This is a genomic window from Nakamurella panacisegetis (assembly GCF_900104535.1).
GTDB lineage: Bacteria > Actinomycetota > Actinomycetes > Mycobacteriales > Nakamurellaceae > Nakamurella > Nakamurella panacisegetis.
The window spans coordinates 4,311,989-4,335,036 of sequence record NZ_LT629710.1 but is presented as its reverse complement, the minus strand read 5'-3'; the positions used below and the strand labels follow the sequence as shown (position 1 = coordinate 4,335,036).

Sequence of the window (23,048 nt, the reverse complement as noted above, 5' to 3'; positions counted from 1 at the left end):
CTGCACCCGCACCGTGGGTGCGGGCCCCGGCCCTAGCGGGAATCGGACGCGTGCAGAGCGGCCAGCGCGTAACAGAGGACGTGCAGCGCGAGGCGCTGGCTCGGATCGTCGAAGACCAGGCCGAGTTGCTTGGCCCGCATGATCCGGGCCAGCACGGTGTTGCGGTGCACCCCCAGACGATGGGAGGCCTCGACCAGCGAGCCACCGCAATCCATCACGGCCAGCGCCGTGTCCACCAGGGCGACCCGATCGTGCGCGGCCATCAGATCACCCAGGCACAGGTCGGCGACCTTGGCGATCTCAACCGTCGGGAGCCAGGCCAGCGCGGCCGGCGCGCCGACCCCCTCGAACCACTGCACCTCCTGACGTCCGGACTGCCGGGCGACGTGTGCGGCCAGCCGGGCCTCGGCCACGGACCGCATCAATCCGGCCACGCCCGGATGGGCGCGGCCGACCCCGACGGCCAGGGCGAAGGTGTCGGCCGAGCCGGAGAAGCTGGAGAGAGCCTTGCGCAGCGGGGCGACGTCGGCCGGATCGGAACTGCTCTGCCAGGAGATCCAGCCGTCGTCCTCGGCGATCAGCGGCCAGGTCGGGCGGCCGCGCTGCCAGGCCGACCGGACGAGGTGGGTGAGCTCCTCCGGAGGGGGTCCGACCGAACGCAGCGGAGCGATCCAGACGGCCCGGTTCATGCCCTCCACCTGCCAGCCGAGATCGGTGCTCCACGAAGGAGTCTCGACCTCGGCCTCGACCTCGGGGGCGGGGAGGACCGCGGTACCGGCCAGCCGGCGCAGCATCCCGAAAGCGGCCGCCTCCTGCGCGGCGTGGGTGGCCGAGTTCAGCCGGGTCTGGGCCCAGGCGGCCAGCAGTGACGGCCGGGCCAGCTTGAGCAGGGCCTCGACCTGTGGCACCGGGACCGAGGCATTCACCGGCACTCCGGCGACCAGGGTGGCCCACGGTTCCCCCGGTCCGTTGACCGGTACCGTCACCTGCACCACGTCGGGCCGCTCATGCGTCGCGCCGGCCCGCCCGGCCAGCACCGCGTCACCGGCCACCAGGGCCACCGGGGTGCTGCCCAACTCGGCGTTCAGGACGCTGAGCACCCCCCGGATGCTGGTCTGCTCGGTCAGCTTCTCCGCGCACAATGCCTGACGCAGGGCGCGGGCGGCGGCCGGGGCGCTGATCTGCCCGGCCAGTTGCAGCGCGACGTCGACCGGGTCGGTGTCGATCAGCAGCAGGGACATGTTGAGCCGCGTGGCCAGCGCCGCACTGGAGGCGCCGGCCACCGCGGACGTGACGACGACCCCGGCGAAGTTGCGCTCCCAGGCCAGGTGCAGAGCCGCGGCGAGTGACCACCCGCCCGTCGCGGCCTCGGCGTGCAACACGACCAGCGAATGCGGGGGAGTGCGGCGCAACCGGTCGAACGTCTCGGCCAGCACGACCTGCGACACGGTCCGGGTTGGACCGGCCAGGTGCAGGACGGTGGCCGAGGCCAACGGCTCGATCCGCAGCAGGTCGGCCAGCATCAGAGGCAGGGTCGACGGACGCGGGCTCATCGTCGCCTCGGGTGCGGCAGCGGAATCCCGTGGGAGGCCAGGCCGACCATCGCCATGCCCTCCGGGGAGTACCAGATCGCGTCGGCCGGGGTGGCCAGTACATCGACCAGATCGCCCGGCTCGAGGCTGTCCAGGGTGGCCAGCACGCCCCGAGACGCGTCGAACAGGCAGAGCAGGTCCGGCGCCGCCGCCACCAGCTCGCCGTCGGCGAACACGGCGACGATCTCACTGCGCAACTCGATGCGCAGCTGCCGTCCGAGGCCGCCGATCTCCTGCACCACCAGGCTGGACGGGTGCGCCGGGATGGTCCAGTCGGTCGGCCGGGACAGGTGCTCGAGTTCCACGATGCGGCCCCGAGCGATCCGGCGGCACCCGATGATGGCGGCCAGCCGCACCAGCAGCTGGTCGGGGTCGGTGTACTGCAACAGGACGCGACCCACGTTGATCAACCGCGAGATGGTGCCGGGCAGCGCCGCGGTGCGGAGCACCCCGACGGTGGTCGGATAGGCCGCCAGCGCGGCCCAGCCGCCGAGCGCGTCCACGTTTCCGCGCAGGAGCCGGTCGGCCCGCGGGCCGGCCGGCGTCTGCACCAACACGCTCTCGCCGGTCGGTCCCTGGGCGACCAGGGGGGTCGCCGAGACGCCGGCCAGGTGCATGGACGTGTGGTGGATCAGCGCGAAGGTCCGGCCCATGCCGTCGGCGTCGATCAGGGGCACACCGAGCTGGGAGGCCGCCACCACCGGGACGAGGGCGCTCACCGTCGCCGCCGCGAGCGGATAGATGGCACCGAACCGGGTGTGGGTGACCCGCTCGATCTGCCGGACGGCCATGGCGAACTCGTTGCCGGACGGCGGTAGATCGGCCATCGCCGACCCGGATCCGATCACGCACAACGAGACGCAGGGGGTGCTGCGGGCCATCACCTCGGGTCGACGCAACGACACCGGACCGTTGCGGTCGAGCAGACCGATCAGCCAGGACGTCAGGGACGACTTGTTCGCATCGCCCACCGCCGGCGAGTAGAACTTCGCCCCCTCGAACAGGGCGGGCACGTCCTCGGACGAGATCGACGCGATCGCCCCCACGTACCCCGACGGTCGAACCTCGGCCGCGCTCACGGCGCCATCCGGTCGTAGACCTCGACCCGTCGCGGGTCGGTGTCCGGCGCCCCGGTGACCCTGACCCGGATCCGGACCGTGCCGGGCGGGCTGTACGGCACGGCGACGGTCGAGACCTCGGCCACGCAGGCGGTGCCGGGCGCGGCCCCGTTGGCCACGACGATGGCGTTGGCCCGTTCCTGCGCCTCCTCGCGCACCCGATCCAGTTCGTCGGCCGATTCGATGAACGCGAACTCGTCCAGCCACGAGGACGGTCGGCCGACCGCCGCCCCCACGCAGGCCAGCTCCACCGGGTCGCGCCCGGCCCGGATCACCGGCACGTCGGTCAACCGGCCGAGCCCGTCCTGGGAGGCGTCGCCCGGGTCGGGGGTGAGCACGGCGGTCGGAACGACGAGTTCGACGCCGAAGCCCGCCAGCTGTCCCGACCGGATGGCCACCAACCCGTTCCGGACGTCCCCCGCGACCTGGCCGGAGGGACGGGGGAGCAGGACGCGGCAGTCCGTGCGGCCGGCCAGATGTGCCGCGCCGGCGACCTGGATGGCGTCGGATGCGCCGAGTGCCACCACGGGCAGCGCGCGGACCCGCGACGACGTGCTGTACCCGCCGTCCCCACGGGCCACCCGCAGCGGCACCCCGGGCGCGCACCGGGACAGCACCTTCTCCCATCGGGAGAGCAGCAGCTCGGTGAGCGGGCCGAGAGCGCAGTCCAGAGCCGCGGTCGCTTCCCTGGCCACCAGTCCCTGCCCTCCGAAGTCACTCGCCACGGAGATCCTGGCCTGCGGCACCATGGCCTGGATCACGTTCGCCGCCTCCCGCTCGTGCAGCGGGCTGGCCTGCGACCCGGCCCCGACGATGGCGACGTCACGCAGGCCGACCTCGGCCAGCCGGGCCGCGATCAGGGCCAGGCCGGCGCGGTCCAGCGGGCAGAGTTCGTGGCCGAGCAGATCGTGGCCGCCGGCCACGCTGAACCGGTGCGCGATCAGCTGTTCCACCAGGCGGGCGGGCGAGCTGGCCAGGGCCGGATCGGTGGCCGGCACGGGCACGATCCGGACCACCGCCACGTGAGGCAGTTCCATGTCACCGTGCAGGACGGCGTCGAGCAGCACCTGCGAGAGGTCGATGGTGACCGCCTCCAGCGCGACGCCGGCCACCTCGACGATCCTCCCGACCAGTTCGGGGGCGTCACCGGGACCGTCGGGTACCGAACCGACGCTCACGACCTGTTCGTCGCGCAGCACCACTGCGTGGGATCGGCCCAGCTGCAGGCTGATCCCCGCATAGGCAGGGCCGCCGGCCCGGGAAGGCATGCCCTCGACATTAGCGTGCCCGATCGCCGGTCACCGGTTCCGTTTGCGCAGCAGACGGTCGACGGTCACCGCGAACAGGATCAGCGCACCCTGCACCACCTGCTGATAGGTGGTGTTCCAGCCCAGGAGGTTGAAACCGTTCCCGATCAGCGTGAGCAGGAAGGCTCCGACCACACCCCGCCAGATCGCACCTTCACCACCGAGGATGCTCGTCCCGCCGATGACGGCCGCCGCGATCGCGGTCAGTTCGATCCCGGTGGCCATGCTCGACTGGGCCGAACCGGCTCGTGAACACAGGATCAGGCCGGCCAGGGCCGAGCAGATGCCGCTGATGACGTAGGCCGACACCTGGACCGAGCCGACCCGGATACCCGAGAGCCGGGCCGCTTCGATGTTGCCGCCGACGGCGTACAGACGCCGCCCGAAGGTGGTGAACGCCACGGTCACGCCGATGATCACCACGACGACCGCGAAGACGATGGTGGCCCAGGTCAGACCGAAGATCGAGCCGGTGGTGAAGACGGAGAAGGCATCGGTCTGCGTTGCCAGTGGGTAGACGATCGCCCCTGAGGTGAGGATCACGGCCAGCCCGCGATAGATGATGCTGGTGGCCAGGGTGGCGATGAACGAGTTGACGCCGCTGCGGACCACGATCATGCCGGTGATCCAGCCGATCGCCGCGCCGACCAGGACCGAGGTGGCGAAGCCGAGCGTCACGGAGGTCATCCGGACGACCTGTACCCCGATGATGGACGAGAGGGCGAGCGAGGCACTGGCGGTCAGGTCGAACACTCCGGCCAGGATGCAGACGGTCGCGCCTGCGGCCAGCAGGCCGACGACCGCGCACTGGTCGAGCACGTTGATCGCGTTGGCCTTGCTGAAGAAGGTGTCGGTGCTCAGCGAGAGGGCGACGACGATTGCGACCAGGGCGATGACGATGCCGTAGTCGCGGAGCCGGACTCCCCGGCGCAGGGCCACGTCGGGCCGGGCCGACGTCGTCTCTTCGGTGGTGGACTGGACGGTCACGCTGGTTCTCCTTGGTCTCCGAAGGCTGCGGCGATGAGGACTTCGCGGGGTGTGCCCCGTGGGAACTCGGCCACCGCCCGTCCGTGCCGCATCACCATCACCCGATGCGACAGGCCGAGCAGTTCCTCGATCTCGGAGGACACGCAGATGACGGCCATGCCCTGCGCGGCGAGATCGACGATCAGTCGGTGGATCTGGCTCTTGGCCGCGACGTCGACGCCGCGGGTCGGTTCATCGATCAGCAGTGCGCGCGGCGAGCGCAGCAACCACTTCCCGAACAATGCCTTCTGCTGGTTGCCGCCCGACAGGGTGTCGATGGTGGCGTCGGCCCTGGCCGCGCGGACGTCGACCGAGGCCGACATCTTGGCCACCGCCGCCCGCTCGGCCGGCAGCCGGACGAACGGGCCGGTGCGGCGGGAGGCCAGCGATGCGAGGGCCATGTTCTCCCGCACCGACCTGACCATCACCAGGCCCTGCTCCTTGCGTGACTCCGGCACCAGCGCTATCCCGGCGGTCATGCTGCGGCGCGGGGTCGGCCGACCGAGGTTCTTGCCGTCCATCTCCACGGTGCCGGCGGTCGGACGGTCGGCACCGAAGAGCATGCGCAGGGTCTCGGTCCTCCCGCTGCCGACCAGCCCGGCGATACCGAGGATCTCGCCCGCCCGCACCTGCAGGTCGATGTCGTGGACCGGGCCCCGGGACAGGCCGCGGGCGGCGAGCACCACCGGTGCGGAGTCGGCCACCGGCGCCGGTTCCGGGTACAGCACATCGATCTCGCGACCGACCATCTGTTGCACCAGGCTGCGCGGGGTCTGACCGGCGGAGGGGCCGGTGGCCACCAGCGCGCCGTCCCGCAGCACCGTGATGCGGTCGGCCACGCCGAGCACCTCGTCCAGGAAATGGGAGACCAAAATGATGGTGGTGCCGCTGGCGGCCAGACGCCGGATCAGCGCGAGCAGGTTCTCCTTCTCGTGCTCGGCCAGCACGGCGGTCGGCTCGTCGAGAGCCAGTACGCGCGCCCCGCGGGCCAGCGACCGGAGGATCTCCACCTGTTGCTGGACGCCGTTGGGCAGCGTGTCGACACGAGCCGCGGGGTCGATGTCGAAGCCGGTGATCCCGATCAGCTCGTCGTACCGCTGACGATCGAGGTGGCTCTGCCGGAACCCACCGCGCTGCGACCACCGGGCGAGGAAGACGTTCTCCAGCACCGGTCGGGCCGGCACCAGCGTTCCCTCCTGCGAGATCAGGCTGACCCCATGGGCGATGGCGTCGCGCGGCCGCCCCAGTTGGACCCGTTCACCGTCGAACTGCACCGTGCCCTGGTCGGCGCGAACCGCACCGCCGAGGATCTTGAGCAGCGTGCTCTTGCCGGCGCCGTTCTCGCCCACCAGGCCGTGGACCTCGCCGGGTGCGATGTCGAGATCGATGTCGTGCAGGACAGTGACACCGCTGTAGCTCTTCCCGATCCCGCGGATGGAGATCTCGGGGGATCGCGTGCCGGACGCGTTCAAGTTTTCCGCTCCTGCCGTTGGTTGGACAGACGATGACCGGGGTGGGTATCGGGACGGCCGATACCCACCCCGGGGCGATCTCTCGCCGATCAGTCGGAGTAGTCCGCGGTCAGTCCGGCCAGCGTGGCCTTGGTTCCGAGGCATTCGAACGTGGTCAGCACGGTGCAGGCGTTCGACGCCACCGGCGGGTTGCCGCCGCGGGCCTTGAGCAGCCCGAGCTCGGCCGCCTTCGCGCCCTCCTTCTTCTCCGGCACATCGTAGGTGCCGAACCAGGTACCGGCCTCGACAAAGGCGAAGGCCTGGGTCGAACCGCCGTTGCCGACGAACTGGATGTTCTTGCCCTTGGCCAGCGGTGTGGCACCCTCGAGGGCCTGTGAGGAGCCGACCACCACGTTGATGTCCGGGTTGGACTGCAGCAGGTTCTGCATCGCGGTCCGGCCGGCGTCCGGGGTGTAGCCGCCGACCAGGTTGGAGACGACCTTCGCGGCGCCGCCGGCCTTGAGCGCGGCCACTGCGGCGTCGGTGCGGGCGCCGTCGAGCGGGTAGTTGGCGAAGCCCTGGAGGTAGGCGACCTTGCAGTCGGTGGCGTGACCGCCCGCCTTGCAGGCCTGCAGGGCCAGCTTGGCCAGGCCGACACCGTTGACCGTCGGCGGATCGATGATGTTGATGGTGCCCGGGATCTGCGGTTCGATGGTGTCGAACTTGCCACCGACCGGTGTGAATTCGATGACGACGGTGATGCCGGCGGCCAGGGCCTGCTTGACCGGGGTGGCGATGGCCGTCCCGTCATTGGCCTGGATGATCACGACGTCGAATCGCTTCGAGGTGACGGCGTCCTGGAGCTGGTTGACCTGGGTCGGCCCGTCGAAGTTGGAATCCAGGAACTCCGATGACGCATTGTGGGCGTTCGCATAGGACTGGACTCCGGCCCAGGCGGCCTGGGCGAACGAGTTGGCCTTGGCGAATCCGAAGAATCCGATCCGCAGCTTCTTGGATTCGTCGACCGACGTCGCGGCCGAGGAGCCGGCCACCGCGCTGGACACGGCACTGGTCATCGCACCGGAACTGCCCGCTGCGCCCGACGGTGCGGCCGAGGACGCAGAGGACACCGGGGCCCCGGCGGCGCTGGACACGACAGAGCTGCTGGACGAGCTCGACGAGCTGGACGTTGCGGTCGAGCTTGAGGAGCCGCAAGCGCTGAGCGTCAGTGCCAGGGCGGCAGTACCTACCGCCATCAATTTTGTGGTTCGGTTCACGCGGGTCACTCCTTGGCCGGTGGGTGGGCGGGTAACTGGATGGGCTGGGCGGCCCGATTCGGGTGGAAGTTCAGACGAACTCGTACAGTCTGCCAACGACAGGTTCGTCCGGCCCGATGTCCAGCAGTGCGACAAGCTGTTGGGACACAACGGATCGCCATGGATCGTCGATCCATCGCTGGTAGTCGGCCGCCGAGTCCCAGTCGGCGGTCACCAGGTGGGTCGAACCTGCGTCGTCGACGGATCGCAGCAGTACCGCCTCGCGGCAACCGTCGAACTCACGGGCCCGCTCGAGGACCCCTTGCTCCGCGTAGAAGTCCTCCAGCGCCTGGGCTTTGCCGGCTGCGGCGCGGAGGGTGAGAAGGCTGCGGATCACATGCACTCCCGGAGGGTGAGGTCATCGAGTGGGCAAATGCTGACCTGCCGCCCGCGTCGATCCATGTGCGCCGAGCACACTGCTTGCCGGTGCGGCTGTGCGCAGGCCGACCTGCTGGCTCGGAGGAGCGGCGGCCGGGTCACTCCGTGGCCGCCGGGCCGGGCCCGATGCCGGTTGACAGCCCCGGAAAACGTGTGTCACGGTGTGCTCCATTCCCCGCCGTGCCAACCGGTCGGGATGTTCTGCCGACATTCGGCGCGCTTCGGGCAAGCGCTTTCAACTGCTCTCGATCATTGATGCGGCACAACGGCTTTCCTCCTTGTGTCGACTCTGATCACGTGATTGGACAATCAGGAAGGCCTGTCAGCGATGAATCGCACCAGCCGGATCGCCATCGATGTCGGCGGCACGTTCACCGACGTCGTGGAACTCTCGTCGGATACCGGGGAGATCACCTTCGACAAGGTGCCGACCACCCCCGAGGAGCCCACCACCGGAGTACTCGCCGCATTCGGGGTGACCAAGGCGGCGCTGGACGAGGTGACCATGTTCACCCACGGCACCACCCTTGGCCTCAACGCCCTGCTCACCCGCAACGGTGCGCGGATGGCGGTGATCGGCACCCTCGGATTTCGAGACGTCTACCTGCTCGGACGGACCGACCGCCGTCCGATGTACAACCTGACCTATCGGCCGCCGACCGCCCTGCTCGAGCGGTACGACACGTTCGAGGTCCCGGAAAGGAGCCTGTTCGACGGCTCCGTGCACCGACCTCTGGACGTCCAGGCGGCGCGCCAGGTGGCCGCGACGGTGGCCGAGCGTGGCTACGACTCGGTGGCCGTCGCCTTCCTGCACTCCTACGCCAATCCGGCCCACGAGTTGCAGATGCGGGAGATCCTGGCCGAAGTAGCTCCGGACGTAGTGGTCTCGCTCTCGCACGAGCTGTCGCGGGAGTACCGCGAGTACGAGCGCACCAGCACCGCCGTGCTGGATGCCTACGTCAAACCCATCGTCCGGCGGTATCTCACCGCGCTGCAGGACCGGCTGGCCGACGGCGGCTTCGCCGGGCGCTTCCTGATGACCAGGTCCGGCGGTGGGGCGATGACCGCCCTGGCCGCTCGCGAGCAGCCGGTCAGCCTCATCCTCTCCGGCCCGGCCGGCGGCGTGATCGGCGCCGCCGCCTTCGCCCGGCTGATCGGCCAGCCCAATCTGATCACCATCGACATGGGTGGGACCAGCCTGGACGCGTCGTTGATCGTGGACAACGAGCCGGTGCTGCATCAGGGCGCCGAGTTCGAGTCACTGCCGATCAACACGCCCTCGCTGTACATCCACACCATCGGTGCCGGTGGCGGCTCCATCGCCTGGCTCGACGACGCCGGAGCGCTCCAGGTCGGTCCCCAGAGTGCCGGTGCGGCCCCGGGGCCGGCCTCCTACGGGCGAGGCGGGACCGCCGCCACGTTCACCGATGCGGCGCTGGCCGTCGGCTACATGGGGGCCGGAACGCCGCTGGGTGGTCGGCTCACCCTGGACGCCGATCTGGCCATCGGCGCCATCGCGCCGCTCGCGTCACAGCTGGAGATGGAGCCGTTGCAGCTGGCTCGCGGCATCGTCCGGATCTCGACCACGAAGATCATGGGTGCCGTCCGGGCCATCACGGTCGAGGTCGGCCGCGACCCGAAGGACTTCGCCCTGCTCTCGTTCGGTGGCGGTGGGGGCCTGGTGGCGCTCGACGTCGCCCGCGAACTCGGGATCGGCACCGTCGTGGTGCCGCCCGGCCAGGGCGCGTTCTCCGCCTTCGGCATGCTGATGGCCGATGTACAGCACGACTTCTCGCGGACGGCGGTGGTCGCGTTGGCCGACCTGGACACGTCGCTGCTGGACGCCGGCTACGGTCCGATGACCGAGCAGGCCCGGGCCGTCCTCACGGACGAGGGCTTCGAGCCCGCCGGTCAGGTGCTCCTGCGCAGTGTCGACGTGCGGTACAGCGGTCAGGAGCACACCGTCACCGTTCCGCTGCCGGAGGTCCCGGCCGCGCAGGTGGCCGCCTGGATCGAGAAGGAGTTCACGCAGCTGCACGAGCGCCAGTACGGACACGGGATGGACGACCCGATCGAACTGACCACGATGCGGCTGCGGGCCACCGGTCTGGTGGACAAGCCCACCCTGCCCAAGGTGGCCGTGCGGACATCGGGTGGTCCACTGGCCGCGGGAGCACGGGCGGTCTACCTCTCGCCCGAGGATCCGGCCGTTTCGTATGCGCTGTACTCCCGGGAGGATCTGCTGGGTGGCGACGAGATCGCCGGGCCGGCCGTCATTTCCGAGCACACCGCGACCACCGTCATGCACGTCGGCGATCACCTGCGGGTCGGTGAGTACGGCGAGCTGGTCATCACCGTCGCGCAATCGTCCACCGTCTCCGAACCGGCTGGGAAGGCCTGAACCACCATGAGCGATGCCATCACCACCGAGATCATCCGGCACGGCCTCCTCGCCGGCGCCGACGAAATGGCCCGCAATCTGTGTCGGACCGCCTACAACACCGTCGTCTACGAGATCCACGACTACGGGATCGGGATCCACGACGCGGCCGGCGACGTCGTGGCCGATGCCCCCGGTATCGCCGTGTTCACCCGCGGCAACGACCACGGCATCAAGGAGGCGATCAACTTCCTGGGCAAGGCGAAGATGTTGCCCGGCGACGTCTTCCTGCTGAACTACCCGTACTGGTCCTCCGCCCACACACTCGACCCGCTGGTCTTCGCGCCGGTCCACGTCGACGGGGAGATCATCGCCTTCGCCTCCTGCCGGATCCACGTCCTGGATCTGAAGCAGAAGGACCCCGGCTACGTGCTCGACTCCACCGACATGTACCAGGAAGGGCTGTTCTTCCCGGCCAGCAAGCTGTACCGCGAGGGTCAGCCGAACGAGGACATCTTCAACATCGTGCGGTACAACTCCCGGCTGCCCGAGCGGACCATCGGCGATCTCCAGGCCCAGGTGTCGGCCTGCATCACGGGGGTCCGGCGTACTCAGGAGATCGCGGCCAAGTACGGCACCTCGACCCTGGTGCAGGCGATGGAGGCGATCAACGACCACGGTGAGCGTCTGGCCCGGCTGGCCCTGGCCAAGTTGCCCAAGGGCACCTGGACCGCTCACGACTTCGTGGACTCCGACGGTATCGACCTCGATCGCCTGGTGAAGATGAACGTCACCGTCACCGTCACCGACACCGAGATGATCATCGACTGGACGGGCAGCGAGCGTGATGTCCGTGGCCCGATCAACCTGCCGGTCGGGCAGACCGAGGCGTTCTGCAGCCTGATCTTCAAATCACTGACCACGCCGGACACGTCGGTGGTGGCCGGCAACTTCCGGCCGCTGCGGGTGATCACCGAGCCGGGTTCGGTGATGCACGCGGTTCCGCCCATGCCCACCTTCACCCTGTGGACGGCCCTCATCGGCGGCGAGGTCGTCCTCAAGGCGCTGGCCAAGGGGATGCCGGACCTGGTGCCGGCCTGCTCCGGCGGTGACGTCTGCTCGATGATGGGCCTGGGGGTGAACCCCCGCAACGGGGAGTCCTGGCTGGAGGCGACCAACGAGGCGGTCGGGTTCGGCGGGCACGCCGGCGGTGACGGTTCCGACGGCATCATGCACCTGAGCGAACCCGGATGCCGGAACAACCCGGTGGAGGTGCTGGAGACCAAGTCGCCGATGTTCATCGAGTCCTACGGATACCGGCCGGACAGCGCCGGGGCCGGGCTGAACCGCGGTGGCGTCGGTGTGGGCCGGGTGTACCGGTTCACCGCGCCGTCCATCGGGATCTGCCTGGTGTACAAGACCAAGACCAAGCCGTGGGCCATCGGCGGCGGCCTGGAGGGCGACAACAACCACGTGATCCTCAACCCCGGCACGGACCGGGAGGTGCGGCAGGGCGGCAGCTACAACCACATGGGGGCGGGCGAAGTCCTGGTCAACAACACCGGTGGCGGCGGGGGCTACGGAAACCCGCTGCTCCGGGAACCGGCCCGGGTGGCCCGCGACGTGCGCAACGGGTTCGTCTCGGTGCTGGCGGCGGAACGTGACTACGGTGTGGTGGTGGATCCCTCGAGTTTCGCGGTCGACAACCTGGCCACGGCGGCGAGTCGGGCGGCGCGCCGGTGAGCACCCTCTCCATCGTCAACGGGCTGGTCTTCGACGGTGTCTCCAGTGAACTGATCGACGGCCCGGTGCATGTGGTCGACGGTCGCATCGCCTCGGTCGGCGGGCCGGTCCGGCCCGCCGACCGGGTCCTGGACGCCCGCGGCGGCACGGTGCTCCCGGGCCTGATCGATGCCCACTGCCACGCCTACGGCATCGATCTGAACATGCTGGCGCTGGAGTCGTTGCCATTGAGCTACGTCGCGCTGGCCGGGGCCCGGCGGCTGGCGGCGTCCCTGGCCCGCGGCTTCACCACCCTGCGCGATCCGTCCGGCGGCGACGCCGGACTGGCCCGGGCCATCGCCGAGGGTCTGATTCCCTCACCCCGCTACCTGTGGCTGGGGGCCGCCCTCAGCCAGACCGGCGGGCACGGCGATGCGCGGGGCCCGGACAGTGACGTCTGCGGGTGCGCCGCGCACACCTGTGAGGTGGTCGACGGCGTCGATCCGCTGCGCCGGGCGGTCCGGGATCGGTTCCGCCGCGGAGCGCACGCCATCAAGATCATGACCTCCGGCGGCGTGGTGTCGTTGACCGACCCGATCCGGATCCCCCAGTACTCGGCCGAGGAGATCCAGGTAGTCACCGCCGAGGCCGGCCGACGGGGAAGTTACGTTGCGGCGCATGCGTATTCGCCCGAGGCGATCCGGCACTCCATCGACAACGGCGTCCGGACCATCGAGCACGGAAACCTGCTGGACGCCGAGACCGCCGCGGCCATGGCGGCGACGGGGGCCTTCCTGGTGCCGACCCTGGTCACCTACGAGGCGATGGAGCGCCGGGGCGGCGACCTGGGCATGGCCGCGGTCTCCCGGCAGAAGAACAGCGAGGTGCTCGAGGCCGGTCGCAAGGCCGTGGAACTGGCCCGCGGTGCCGGTGTGCGGGTCGGCTTCGGCACCGACCTGATGGGGCCGCTGGAGGACGAACAACTCAACGGCCTGCGGGTCCAGGTCGAGGTGGACGGAGTCTTCCTGGCCCTGCAGTCGGCCACCTCGGTCAACGCCGATCTGATCCGCCGTCGTGACCTCGGGCGGGTCCAGGAAGGTTGCGTCGCCGATCTGCTGGTCGTGGACGCCAACGTCATGGACCAGCCGTCCGTGCTCTGGGCCGGTCCCGAACACCGCACCGTCATCCAGGGCGGCACCATCCTGACCTGACCCCGGGCTCGCGGACTCAACGGCCTGAGCTGACCCGAGTTTGGTGCCCGGCGACCCCGGAACGCCGGTCAGCTCAGGCCATGGGTGGCGAGGACGGCCGGGAGTGCGCTCCGCGGCACGCCGAGACCGTCGGGGCGCGGCCAGTGCACCGACACCTCGTCGAATCCGAGCCGGCCGAGGTGGTCCACGCACTCGGCGTAACGATCCCCGCTGGCGAACGGCCAGGCCTGGTCGACGCCGAACTGCGCGATCCGCCGGACCGAGCCGGCGGATCGGCCGGCCGCGGCCAACGCCTCGGTCAGACGCCGACTCTGATCCGCCAGGGCCTGGAACCAGTCCGGCTCCTCCACCTGGCCGCCGTACGGGCCGTAGGTCACCCAGGCCGCGCCGTGCTCGGCGACCAACGCGAACGCGCGGGGTCCGGCCGCGGCCACCGTGAACGGCACCCGTGGTTGTTGCACGCATCCGGGAAGCTGGAGCGCGTCGACGGCGGAGAACCGCTCGCCGCGGACGGTCGTCACCGGGTCACGCAGCAGCCGGTCCAGCAGGCCGATCCACTCGACGAACCGATCGGTTCGTTCCCGGCGGCTGCGTGGCGGGTCGCCGAGAACGGCGGCGTCCGGGCCCTCCGTCCCCGCGCCCAGCCCGATCTCCAGGCGACCGCCGGTCAGCTGGTCAAGGGTCATCAGTTCCTTGGCGAACGGAACCGGGTGCCGGAAGTTGGGCGTCGCCACCTGGATGCCCAACCGGACCGTCTGGGTCGTCACGGCCGCCGCGGCCAGGAGCGGAACACTTCCGTACCAAGGGTTGTCGCGCAGCAGCGGCCAGGTCAGATGGTCGTAGGTCCAGACGGTGCGCACGCCGGCGCGTTCGGCGTCGCGCACGTCGGCCAGGAACTCGGCCGGTGGATGCCGGTCCGGCAGCACGATAGCGGACAGGGCGGGGGTGGTGGTCATGCGTTGACTACAGCACGAATCCGCGCGGGAACGGGTCCCGCGGGTCCAACATGTACTGTGCGGTGCCGGTCACCCAGGCCCGGCCGGTGATCGTCGGGGTGACGGTCGGGATGCCGTTCAGTTCGCCCTGCTCGACCAGTCGACCGATGAAGTGCGTACCGATGAACGATTCGTTGTCGAAGTCGGTGTGCAGCTCCAGCTGCCCGCGGGCGTGCAGCTGGGCCATCCGGGCGCTGGTCCCGGTGCCGCACGGGGAGCGGTCGAACCACCCCGGGTAGATGGCCATGGCGTGCCGCGAGTGTTTGGCGTCCGAGCCGGGCGCGGCCAGGTAGACGTGATGGCAGCCGCCGATCTCGGGATTGCCCGGGTGCACCGGCCGGTCCTGCTCGTCGATCGCGGCCATGATCGACAGCCCGGCCGCGAGCATCTCGTCCTTGTTCCCCCGGTCGAACTCGATCCCCAGGTCGGCCAGATCGACGATGGCGTAGAAGTTGCCGCCGAAGGCCATGTCGTACCGCACCTTTCCGAACGGAGCGACCTCCACCGTGCGATCAAGGCCCAGTACGAACGACGGAACATTCGTCAGGGTCACCGATTCGGCGGCGCCGTCACGTACCTGGACCTCGGCGATCACCAGACCGGCCGGAGTGTCCAACCGGATGGTCGTGACCGGCTCGACGACCGGCACCATGCCCGTCTCGACCAGCACGGTCGCCACCCCGATGGTGCCGTGTCCGCACATCGGCAGGCACCCGGACACCTCGATGTAGAGCACGCCGAAGTCGGCGTCCGGGCGGGTCGGAGGCTGCAGGATGGCGCCGCTCATGGCGGCGTGGCCACGAGGTTCGTTCATCAGCAGTTCGCGCAGATGATCCAGATGCTCCAGGAAGTACGCCCGCCGCTCGAACATCGTGGCCCCGGGGATGGTGCCGACTCCACCGGTGATGACCCGGGTCGGCATGCCTTCGGTGTGCGAGTCCACGGAGTGGAACACTCGGCTGGTGCGCATCAGTGGCTGTCCTTCTTCTCGGGTTCGGATTCACGTGCGGATTCGGGTGCGGGATCGGACCGACGATGGTGTTGCGCCGCAAGCTCTCCGAGGGTGATCGGGGCGGCGATGGGCCGCCCGGCCACGCCCTGCAGATCGGAGGTACTGGGGGTACCGCCGGCCGCGTGGGCGACCAGGCAACTGGTGGCGTAGCCGCAGACGCGGCCCTGGCACAGGCCCATGCCCGGCCGCGCGTAGAGCTTGACCGCCCTGGAGTCGCCGGCGCCGAGGTGGGTCACGGCGTCGTCGATGGTGCCTCGGGTGACCTCTTCGCAGCGGCACACGATGGTGTTCCGGTCGGACCAGCTCATCCAGCCCGGCCGTACCGGATAGGCCAGGGCCAGCGCGGCGGCGAACCGGCGTTGGGCGGTCCGCCGGCGGCGCAAGCGAGTCAGGTCGGTCGCAGCGGCGAAACCCAGGTCTGCGGCGGCTTCCCGTCCGGCGATCTTGCCCTCGACGACGGCCAGGGCCGCGCCGCCGATGCCGGTGGCCTCTCCGGCCAGGAACACGCCGGGACGGCTGCTGCGTTGCCGGTCGTCGACGTCGGCCACCAGGCTGCCGTCCTGGTCCACCCTGGTCCGGCAGCCCAGCTGCACCGCGAGTTCCAGCTGCGGCGTGAAACCGTAACCGACGGCGAGGGTGTCGACCTCAAGGGTTCGTTCGGTGCCCGCGACGACCTCCCATGCGCGGTCCAGCCGCGCGACCCGCACCCCGGTGACGTCGCCGTCGCCGTGCGCCGCCACCACAGCCGTGTGCAGCCGGTACGGGATCCGGTGGCGGGCCAGGATCCTGGCGTAGTGCGCGCCCTCGGCCAGCTTGGCCGGATTCCCCAGAACGGCCAACGGGTGCCGGGCGAAGGCGGTCGGCGCCCCGCCCGCCTCGAAGACACCGACCACCCGGGCACCGGCCTCGGCCAGCCCCGCGGCGACGGCCAGCAGGAACGGACCGGTGCCCGCGACCGCGATCCGGGAGCCGGGCCGCACCCCGTGACCCTTCACGAGTGCCTGGGCCGCACCGGCGGTGAACACGCCGGGAAGGGTCCACCCGGGGAAGGGCAGCTGACGGTCGTAGGCACCGGTGGCCACCACGACCCGGCGGGCCAGCAGGGTGCGCAGCCCGGAGTCGGCCCTGGTGTTGACCCGGAACGTGCCGTCCGGCAACGTCTCCACCTGCCAGACCTGTTGGCCCGGCAGGTGCCGGACCAGTGCCTGGTACTCGTGCAGTTGTCGCGACAGCCGTTGGTACGTCGGCCATCCGGTGTGGTGGGAGCCGTCGTCGTCGGCGCGGTGCCGCCAGTACTGGCCGCCGGTGCGGGCGGCGGCATCGATCAGGGCCACCCGGGCCCCGGCCCGAGCGGCGGCCCCGGCCGCAGCCATTCCGGCCGGGCCGCCGCCCAGCACCGCGACGTCGAACGGACCGGACGCCTCGGCGTCAGCAGGTGAGGTCGGCATGACCGGCTCCGGACTGGCTGCTGATGCGGTCGTCGGGCTGGACCTCGACCAGACAGGCCCGTCTGTTGGGCACGTCGTTGACCGTCACCAGGCAATCGAAACAGATCCCGATGCCGCAGAAGATGCCGCGGGGGGCGCCGCCGATCCTGGTGGTGCGCCAGGACCGGTACCCGGCGGCGACCAGGGCCGCGCCGACGGACTGTCCGGGCGTGGCCGGAATCGGGCGGCCGTCGAAGGAAAAGTCGAACGGCGGCGGGGTCATAGCTCTACGGCCTCCGGAAACCTGTTGGGGCGGAACGGATCCAGCGACATCTCGGGTTCGGCCCCGGTGATCACCTGGGCGATCAGGCGGCCGGTCGCCATGGAGAGGCCGATGCCCGCCCCTTCGTGCCCGGTCGCCTGGATCAGGCCCGGGGCCCGTGGATCCGGGCCGATGACCGGTAGGTGGTCGGGGCAGTACGGCCGGAATCCGAGGTAGGTGCGGAGCAGGTTGACCCGGGCCAGGAAGGGGAAGACCTCCACCGCCTGCGCGGCCAGCTGCCGGATCACCGGAAGCGATATGGTCCGGTCGAACCCGACGCGCTCCCGGCTGGCCCCGATCAACACCGATCCGCTCTGCGTTCCCTCCACCACGACCGATGTCTCCAGCCCGGCGTCGCTGCTGGCCACATTGGCCACGTAGTCGGCGGTGTAGACCTTGTGCCGCACCACTCGGGGCAGCGGCTCGGTGACCAGGATGAAGCCGCGGCGGGGGAGTACCGGGATCGTGGCGCCGGCCATCTCGGCGATCCGGTCGGCCCAGGTCCCGGCGGCGTTGATCACCCACTTCGCCGACAGCTGGGGCAGGGTCGGCGAGTCGGTCCGCACACCGGTGACCGCCCCGTCCCGTCCTCGCGTCACACCGGTGACCGATGTCCCGGGTACCACCCGGACCCCTCGGTCCCGGGCGTACCGGACCAGCTGCGCGGTGGCCAGCATCGGCTGGACCTGGCTGTCCTGCGGGTAGAACGCCCCGCCGACGGCCGCTGCACTGACGTTGGGTTCCAGTTCCCGCAGCGACGCGGCGTCGAGGTCGACCGATTCGATCCCGGCCGCCCGCTGCTGCGCCGCGAGGTCACGCAGAGCGGTGGCGCTGTCGGTGGTCAGGGCGACCACCACCCCTCCCTTGCGCTGGTACTCGAACTTGTCCGCGCCCACCTCCTGCGCGACCTCCGACCACAGCCGGGACGACAGCAGGGCCAGGTCCAGTTCGGGCCCGGGTTCCTTGTCGGACAACAGGATGTTGCCCTCGCAGGAGGCGGTGGTACCGCCGCCGATCGGCCCGCGCTCGATCATCGTGACCGACAGTCCGGCCGCCGAGCAGAAGAACGCGCAGGCGGCACCGACCATCCCGGCCCCGATGATGACGACATCCGTGGTCGCGGTGGTCAATGGGCACCACCCGGGGTGGACGCGGCAGCCCAGGCGGTCTGCGCCGCCTGGGCGACGGCCAGATCCTGCCAGCCCATGCCGACGCTCTTGAAGACCGAGATCCCCGGTACCCCCGATTCGTCGAGAATCTCGGCCAGGCCGAGCAGATCCTGCGCCGCCAAGGCACCGGCGGCCACGGCCATGATCACGTCACCGGCCTCGCGGAGTGCCGTCGCTTTGTCCTCGACCACCACGGTGGAGGCCCGGCGGAAGACGTCGTCGTCGAGTTCACGCAGGGTGCTCTGGTGCGATCCGATGGCCACCACGCAGGCCCGTGCCGGTAGCTGGTCACCATGGAACAGCGGAGTCGACGCGGTGGTGGCACACAGCACGATGTCGCTGTCCCGCAACGAGTGTGCGGTACCGATCCCGGCCGGAACCCCGGCCGCCCGCAGCGCGTCGACCAGGCCAAGGGTGCGGTCCGGGTCGCGGCCGATGATCCGGACCGCGGACAGGGCCCTGATGCTGCCGATGGCGTGGACGTGAGCTGCCGCCTGGGGTCCCGTCCCGAACACGGTGAGCACCGCGGCATCCGGCGCGGCCAGTCGCGAGATCGCCAGCGCCGACACGGCCGGGGTCCGCAGGGACGTGAGGGCCGCTCCGTCGATCAGCATCTTCGGGGTCAGCGTCGCCGCGTCCAGCAGCAGGTACAGGCCCTGGATGCGGGGGAGGCCGGCAGTCGGATTCTCCGGCGCGATGCCCAGGATCTTGACGCCGACCGCCTCGGGTGACTCGGCCGGCATCAGGAGAAGCTCACCGGCACCGGCCCGAAGTACGCTGCGTGCCATCGACTTCGCCGGATCGAGACCGGCGCGCAGGGCATCGGCCAGGGCCTGCACGGCCACCGGCCAGGACAGCAGCGAGTGCAGGGTGGGTGAGTCCAGGTAGGGCAGAGCGGTCATGGTCAGGACGCGGCCTGTGTTGACGGGGCGTCGGTCGTGGCCGATCCCCAGTCCGTACGAATGTGCTCCAGGTGATCGACCATCAAGTGCTGCAGTCCTTCCGCGTCGCCGGCCACCATTGCGTCGAGCAGGAGCAGGTGCGACCGGGCCGTACGGGTGAGTTCGGCGCTGCCCAGCTGGGCCGCCAATTTCAGTTGCCGGGTCTGATCGCGCAACGACTTCACGGTGGCCGTCAGGCGCTCGTTGCCCAGGATGCGCAGCAGGTCGAGGTGAAAGGCCAGGTCCGCCTCCAGGTAGGCGACCATGTCCCCGGCCGCCACGGCCTCGACGATGTCGTCGGCCTTGGCCCGGAACTCAGCTTCCCGGGCCAGCACGGCCGGATGCCCGGCCAGGGACACCATGCTGGGGATCTCCAGGAGCGACCGCATCTGATAGATCTCCTGACGGTCGCTCTCGCCCAGCGGCAGCACCCGGTACCCACGGTTGCGGACCGCTTCCATCACACCCTGGTCGACCAGGGTCAGCAATGCCTCACGCACCGGGCTGGTGGACACGCCCAGCTCGCTCGCGATCGCGGCGGCCGAGTACAGCTCGCCCTCGACCAGGTCGCCGGTGATGAGGTTCTTCCGCAGGATGGCGAGCACCTTGTCCTTGAGACTGGACTGCTCGATGCGGCCGCCGAGGTCGTGCATCAACTGTCCCCGAGCCGGAGTTGGCCATCGATCCGGCGCGGGATGCCCAGGGTGTTCGCGTCGTCCAGGGCCGTGGGCAGTAGCTCGACCGGAAACCCTTGGTAGGCCACCGGTCGCAGGAACCGGTTGATGGCCGCGGTGCCCACTGAGGTGGTGGTGGGGGCGGTGGTGGCCGGGTACGGGCCGCCGTGCTGCTGGGCGTGGGTGACGCTGACCCCGGTGGGCCACTGGTTCCACAGCAGCCGTCCGGCCTTGGTGGTCAGTACGGCCATTAGGTCCGGCACCACGGCGTCGTCGGGCTCGCCGTGCACCGTGGCGGTGAGTTGGCCGTCGAGAATCTCGGCCGCCGCGAGCATGTCGGCATCCGTGCGGTAGGTGACCAACAGCACGGTCGGGCCGAAGCACTCGGTCAGCAGGGTCTCGGGATCGCTCAGCAGGGCGTCGACGGTGGTCCGCAGCACCGTCGGCGCCGGTGCGGTGTCGACCGCTCCCGATGTGAGTATCTCGACCTGCTCGTGGGTGGACAGTTGCTCGAGCACCTCGCGGTAGTGACTCTCGATGCGCGGGTTGAGCAGGGTCGCCGCCGGCGGCAGGTCGGCGTGCCCGAGGGCGTCGAGCAGGGCGCCGTGCCCGGGCAGGAACACAACGCCTGGCTTGGTGCAGAACTGCCCGGCGCCCAAGGTGAACGAGGTGACCAGACCGGCGGCGATGTCCGCCGGCCGGATCGCGGCCGCCGACTGCGTGACGAAGACCGGGTTCACGCTGCCCAGTTCGCCGTAGAACGGGATCGGCTCGCGGCGACCGTTGGCCAGATCGAACAGCGTTCGGCCGCCCCGGATCGACCCGGTGAAGGCCGCGGCCTTCACCCGTGGATCGGTCAGGGCCTGGCGACCGGCCTCGTCTCCGATGATCAGGGCGAACGCGTCGACCGGGGCGCCGACGTCGGCCAGTGCACCGACGACGACTTCTGCGGTGCGGACCGACAGGGCGGGATGTCCTGGGTGGGCCTTGACGATGACCGGGCATCCGGCGGCCAGAGCTGAAGCGGTGTCGCCGCCGGCGACACTGAACGCGAACGGGAAGTTGCTGGCCGCGAACACCAGCACCGGACCCAGCGGCTGCAGCATCCGCCGCAGATCCGGTCGCGGCGCGCCCATCGGCCAGCCCGGATCGGCGTGATCGATCCGCGCGTCCAGATAGGAACCTTCGGCCAGGACCGCCCCGAACAACCGGAGCTGGAACGCGGTGCGCTGGATCTCCCCGCGCAACCGGGCGTCTCCGAGGTGCGTTTCGGTGACGGCGATCTCGACCAGTTCGTCCGTGTTGGCGGTCAACGCATCGGCCACCGCGTTCAGCGCGTGGATGCGGTCCGAGGCGGACGTCCTGGCCCAGGCACTGGCTGCGGCGGCCGCGATCGCGCGGTCGACATCCGGCGCCGACGTCGACCCGGCGGTGTCGGACGGGGCCGACCCGGTGACGGTCACCGGTAACCCTTGGCCAGCACGGCTTCGGTCTCCTTGACGATCTGAGCGGCGGCCGCCGGAGCCAGCGGAGACCGCGGCGGTCGGCAGACGCCACCCTTGCGGCCGGCCACATCCATGGACAGTTTGATCGCCTGGACGAACTCGTGACGAGAATCCCAGCGCAGCAACGGGTGCAGGTCACGGTAGAGAGGAACGGCAGCGGCCCAGTCGGCCGGATCACTGGAGATCGCGAGCCGGTAGAGCTTGAGGCAATCGCGGGGGAGCGCGTTCGGATAGCCGGCCACCCAGCCGACGGCGCCGGCGATCCCCAGTTCCAGCAGCACGTCGTCGGCGCCGATGATCAGGTCGAGTTCCGGGGCCAGCTCACGGATCTCGTACGGACGGCGGACGTCGCCGGAGAATTCCTTGACGGCAACGATCAGGCCTTCGTGGAACAGCTGGGCCAGCAACTCGGGGACCAGGTCGACCTTGGTGTCGAAGGGATTGTTGTAGGCGACGACCGGCAGCCCGACCTGGGCCAGGACCCGGTAGTGCTCCACCACGGCCTCCGGTCCGGCCTTGTAGACGTTCGGCGGCAGAGCCAGGACCGACTGCGCTCCGGCTTCCGCGGCCTGCTCGACCCACCGCAGGGCCTGATGGCTGGAGTAGGCCGCGACTCCCGGCATGATCCCGAAACCGGCTGGTGCGGCGGCAACCGCGGTCTCGACGACCCGAGCCCGTTCCTCGTCGGACAGGGTCTGGTACTCCCCGAGCGATCCGTTGGCGGCGACGCCATCGATGCCGTTCTGGGCCAGCCACTGCACGTGCTCGGCGTAGGCGTCGTAGTCGACGCTCAGATCGTCGTTGAAGGGCAGTGCGGTGGCGACGTGGACGCCGCGCCAGGGGGTCGGGGTACCGGTCATTGAACGCATTCTCCTCGGGCAGGGCGGTGTGTAGCACGTAACATATTACCTATGGGAAGTCGACGCAACCTCGCCCGGCGGGCCGGACGACGTGGGACCGCGGTTCGGCCCAGCTACTGCGGGACGATGGCGCAACTGGTGGCACCCAGCGAGCGCCAGGCGTCGGCCAGAGCCGACCATTGTTGATCGACCGCGTCGAATGCATCGCTCAGTTGGGTTCGCAACGGTTCCGCGGTGACATCGTCCGGATTCAGCTGCCGGATCAGGTCGGCGAGGGCGTAATAGCGCCGGGTGAGCTCCTCGGCCGATCGGAACGCCGCCTCGATGTCGGCGCGACGTTCGTCCGGCACTCTGATGGCCCGGAGCCCGCCGATGATCACGGCGTAGTAATCGGGCGCTGCCTCCATCTGTCGGGCCGCGGCCTCGATATCGGGTGGCTGCTGAGTCAGAGCCTCCTGTGTCGCGTTATCCACCTGGCTGAAGTCGTTGCCCAACTGGGCCCGCTTGGAGTCGCAGACCGAATTGGCCGACTGGGCCCAATCGGCGAGCCGGTACGGCGCCGGCCGATTGTGGAGGGCCAGGTAGGTCGTGACGACGGTGCCCACGATGGCCACGACCGTCCCGATGACGGTCAACATTCCC

20 protein-coding genes are annotated in these 23,048 nt (G+C 70.2%); 3 read left to right on the top strand and 17 right to left on the bottom strand.

Features of this window, described 5'->3' with window-relative positions; translation table 11 throughout:
• Positions 1 to 32: 32 nt before the first annotated feature.
• The 7 genes from BLS97_RS19485 to BLS97_RS19460 form a co-directional block, all read right to left on the bottom strand.
• A complete protein-coding gene (locus BLS97_RS19485) occupies positions 33 to 1,553 on the bottom strand; it encodes a PucR family transcriptional regulator (RefSeq protein ID WP_090479355.1) in 1,521 nt (506 codons plus the stop codon).
• Positions 1,550 to 2,671, bottom strand: a complete 1,122-nt coding sequence (locus tag BLS97_RS23055) for a DUF917 domain-containing protein (RefSeq protein WP_157695553.1) — start codon at positions 2,669 to 2,671, stop codon at positions 1,550 to 1,552. The genes BLS97_RS19485 and BLS97_RS23055 overlap by 4 nt, the downstream gene beginning before the upstream one ends.
• Complete coding sequence (locus BLS97_RS23050; RefSeq protein WP_157695552.1) at positions 2,668 to 3,978, bottom strand: hydantoinase/oxoprolinase family protein; 1,311 nt, start codon at positions 3,976 to 3,978, stop codon at positions 2,668 to 2,670. Before BLS97_RS23050 ends, BLS97_RS23055 begins: the two co-directional genes overlap by 4 nt.
• A 30-nt stretch (positions 3,979 to 4,008) precedes the next feature.
• On the bottom strand, positions 4,009 to 5,004 hold the full coding sequence (locus tag BLS97_RS19475; RefSeq protein ID WP_090479352.1) for an ABC transporter permease: 996 nt from the start codon (positions 5,002 to 5,004) through the stop codon (positions 4,009 to 4,011).
• Positions 5,001 to 6,515 carry a sugar ABC transporter ATP-binding protein gene (locus BLS97_RS19470; RefSeq protein WP_197676280.1) on the bottom strand — a complete coding sequence of 505 codons (1,515 nt, stop codon included), beginning with the start codon at positions 6,513 to 6,515 and terminating at the stop codon, positions 5,001 to 5,003. Before BLS97_RS19470 ends, BLS97_RS19475 begins: the two co-directional genes overlap by 4 nt.
• An 89-nt stretch (positions 6,516 to 6,604) precedes the next feature.
• Complete coding sequence (locus BLS97_RS19465; protein ID WP_197676279.1) at positions 6,605 to 7,648, bottom strand: sugar ABC transporter substrate-binding protein; 1,044 nt, start codon at positions 7,646 to 7,648, stop codon at positions 6,605 to 6,607.
• Positions 7,649 to 7,841: 193 nt separating this feature from the next.
• The gene (locus BLS97_RS19460; protein WP_157695551.1) at positions 7,842 to 8,147 is read right to left on the bottom strand and encodes an antibiotic biosynthesis monooxygenase family protein; all 306 of its coding nucleotides are present in this window, start codon (positions 8,145 to 8,147) and stop codon (positions 7,842 to 7,844) included.
• A 369-nt stretch (positions 8,148 to 8,516) separates the two neighbouring features.
• On the opposite strand from BLS97_RS19460, the gene BLS97_RS19455 reads away from it, so the two are divergent.
• Genes BLS97_RS19455 through BLS97_RS19445 form a run of 3 tightly spaced genes read left to right on the top strand, consistent with a single transcriptional unit; the run spans position 8,517 to position 13,501 of the window.
• Positions 8,517 to 10,589, top strand: a complete 2,073-nt coding sequence (locus tag BLS97_RS19455) for a hydantoinase/oxoprolinase family protein (protein WP_090482682.1) — start codon at positions 8,517 to 8,519, stop codon at positions 10,587 to 10,589.
• A gap of 6 nt (positions 10,590 to 10,595) precedes the next feature.
• The gene (locus BLS97_RS19450) at positions 10,596 to 12,311 is read left to right on the top strand and encodes a hydantoinase B/oxoprolinase family protein (RefSeq protein ID WP_090479337.1); all 1,716 of its coding nucleotides are present in this window, start codon (positions 10,596 to 10,598) and stop codon (positions 12,309 to 12,311) included.
• Complete coding sequence (locus tag BLS97_RS19445) at positions 12,308 to 13,501, top strand: metal-dependent hydrolase family protein (RefSeq protein ID WP_090479334.1); 1,194 nt, start codon at positions 12,308 to 12,310, stop codon at positions 13,499 to 13,501. Before BLS97_RS19450 ends, BLS97_RS19445 begins: the two co-directional genes overlap by 4 nt.
• A gap of 68 nt (positions 13,502 to 13,569) precedes the next feature.
• Here BLS97_RS19445 and BLS97_RS19440 read toward each other — a convergent pair whose 3' ends face one another.
• The 10 genes from BLS97_RS19440 to BLS97_RS19395 form a co-directional block, all read right to left on the bottom strand.
• Entirely contained in the window at positions 13,570 to 14,457 is an 888-nt protein-coding gene (locus BLS97_RS19440; protein WP_090479329.1) for an LLM class flavin-dependent oxidoreductase, read from the bottom strand.
• Between the two features lie 7 nt (positions 14,458 to 14,464).
• The gene (locus BLS97_RS19435; protein WP_090479326.1) at positions 14,465 to 15,466 is read right to left on the bottom strand and encodes a proline racemase family protein; all 1,002 of its coding nucleotides are present in this window, start codon (positions 15,464 to 15,466) and stop codon (positions 14,465 to 14,467) included.
• Entirely contained in the window at positions 15,466 to 16,956 is a 1,491-nt protein-coding gene (locus tag BLS97_RS19430; RefSeq protein ID WP_090479323.1) for an FAD/NAD(P)-dependent oxidoreductase, read from the bottom strand. The genes BLS97_RS19435 and BLS97_RS19430 overlap by 1 nt, the downstream gene beginning before the upstream one ends.
• The gene (locus BLS97_RS19425) at positions 16,937 to 17,218 is read right to left on the bottom strand and encodes a (2Fe-2S)-binding protein (protein WP_090479320.1); all 282 of its coding nucleotides are present in this window, start codon (positions 17,216 to 17,218) and stop codon (positions 16,937 to 16,939) included. The genes BLS97_RS19430 and BLS97_RS19425 overlap by 20 nt, the downstream gene beginning before the upstream one ends.
• Positions 17,215 to 18,387: an NAD(P)/FAD-dependent oxidoreductase gene (locus tag BLS97_RS19420; RefSeq protein ID WP_197676278.1), complete on the bottom strand. Its 1,173-nt coding sequence runs from the start codon at positions 18,385 to 18,387 to the stop codon at positions 17,215 to 17,217. The genes BLS97_RS19425 and BLS97_RS19420 overlap by 4 nt, the downstream gene beginning before the upstream one ends.
• Entirely contained in the window at positions 18,384 to 19,328 is a 945-nt protein-coding gene (locus tag BLS97_RS19415; RefSeq protein ID WP_090479316.1) for an ornithine cyclodeaminase family protein, read from the bottom strand. Before BLS97_RS19415 ends, BLS97_RS19420 begins: the two co-directional genes overlap by 4 nt.
• Before the next feature lie 2 nt (positions 19,329 to 19,330).
• Complete coding sequence (locus BLS97_RS19410; RefSeq protein WP_090479312.1) at positions 19,331 to 20,020, bottom strand: GntR family transcriptional regulator; 690 nt, start codon at positions 20,018 to 20,020, stop codon at positions 19,331 to 19,333.
• Positions 20,020 to 21,504 (bottom strand): aldehyde dehydrogenase (NADP(+)), encoded by a 1,485-nt coding sequence (locus BLS97_RS19405; RefSeq protein WP_090479309.1) that lies wholly within the window; start codon positions 21,502 to 21,504, stop codon positions 20,020 to 20,022. The genes BLS97_RS19410 and BLS97_RS19405 overlap by 1 nt, the downstream gene beginning before the upstream one ends.
• Positions 21,501 to 22,406 carry a dihydrodipicolinate synthase family protein gene (locus tag BLS97_RS19400; RefSeq protein ID WP_090479305.1) on the bottom strand — a complete coding sequence of 302 codons (906 nt, stop codon included), beginning with the start codon at positions 22,404 to 22,406 and terminating at the stop codon, positions 21,501 to 21,503. The genes BLS97_RS19405 and BLS97_RS19400 overlap by 4 nt, the downstream gene beginning before the upstream one ends.
• A 113-nt stretch (positions 22,407 to 22,519) precedes the next feature.
• A complete protein-coding gene (locus tag BLS97_RS19395; RefSeq protein WP_090479300.1) occupies positions 22,520 to 23,044 on the bottom strand; it encodes a hypothetical protein in 525 nt (174 codons plus the stop codon).
• Positions 23,045 to 23,048 lie beyond the last annotated feature (4 nt).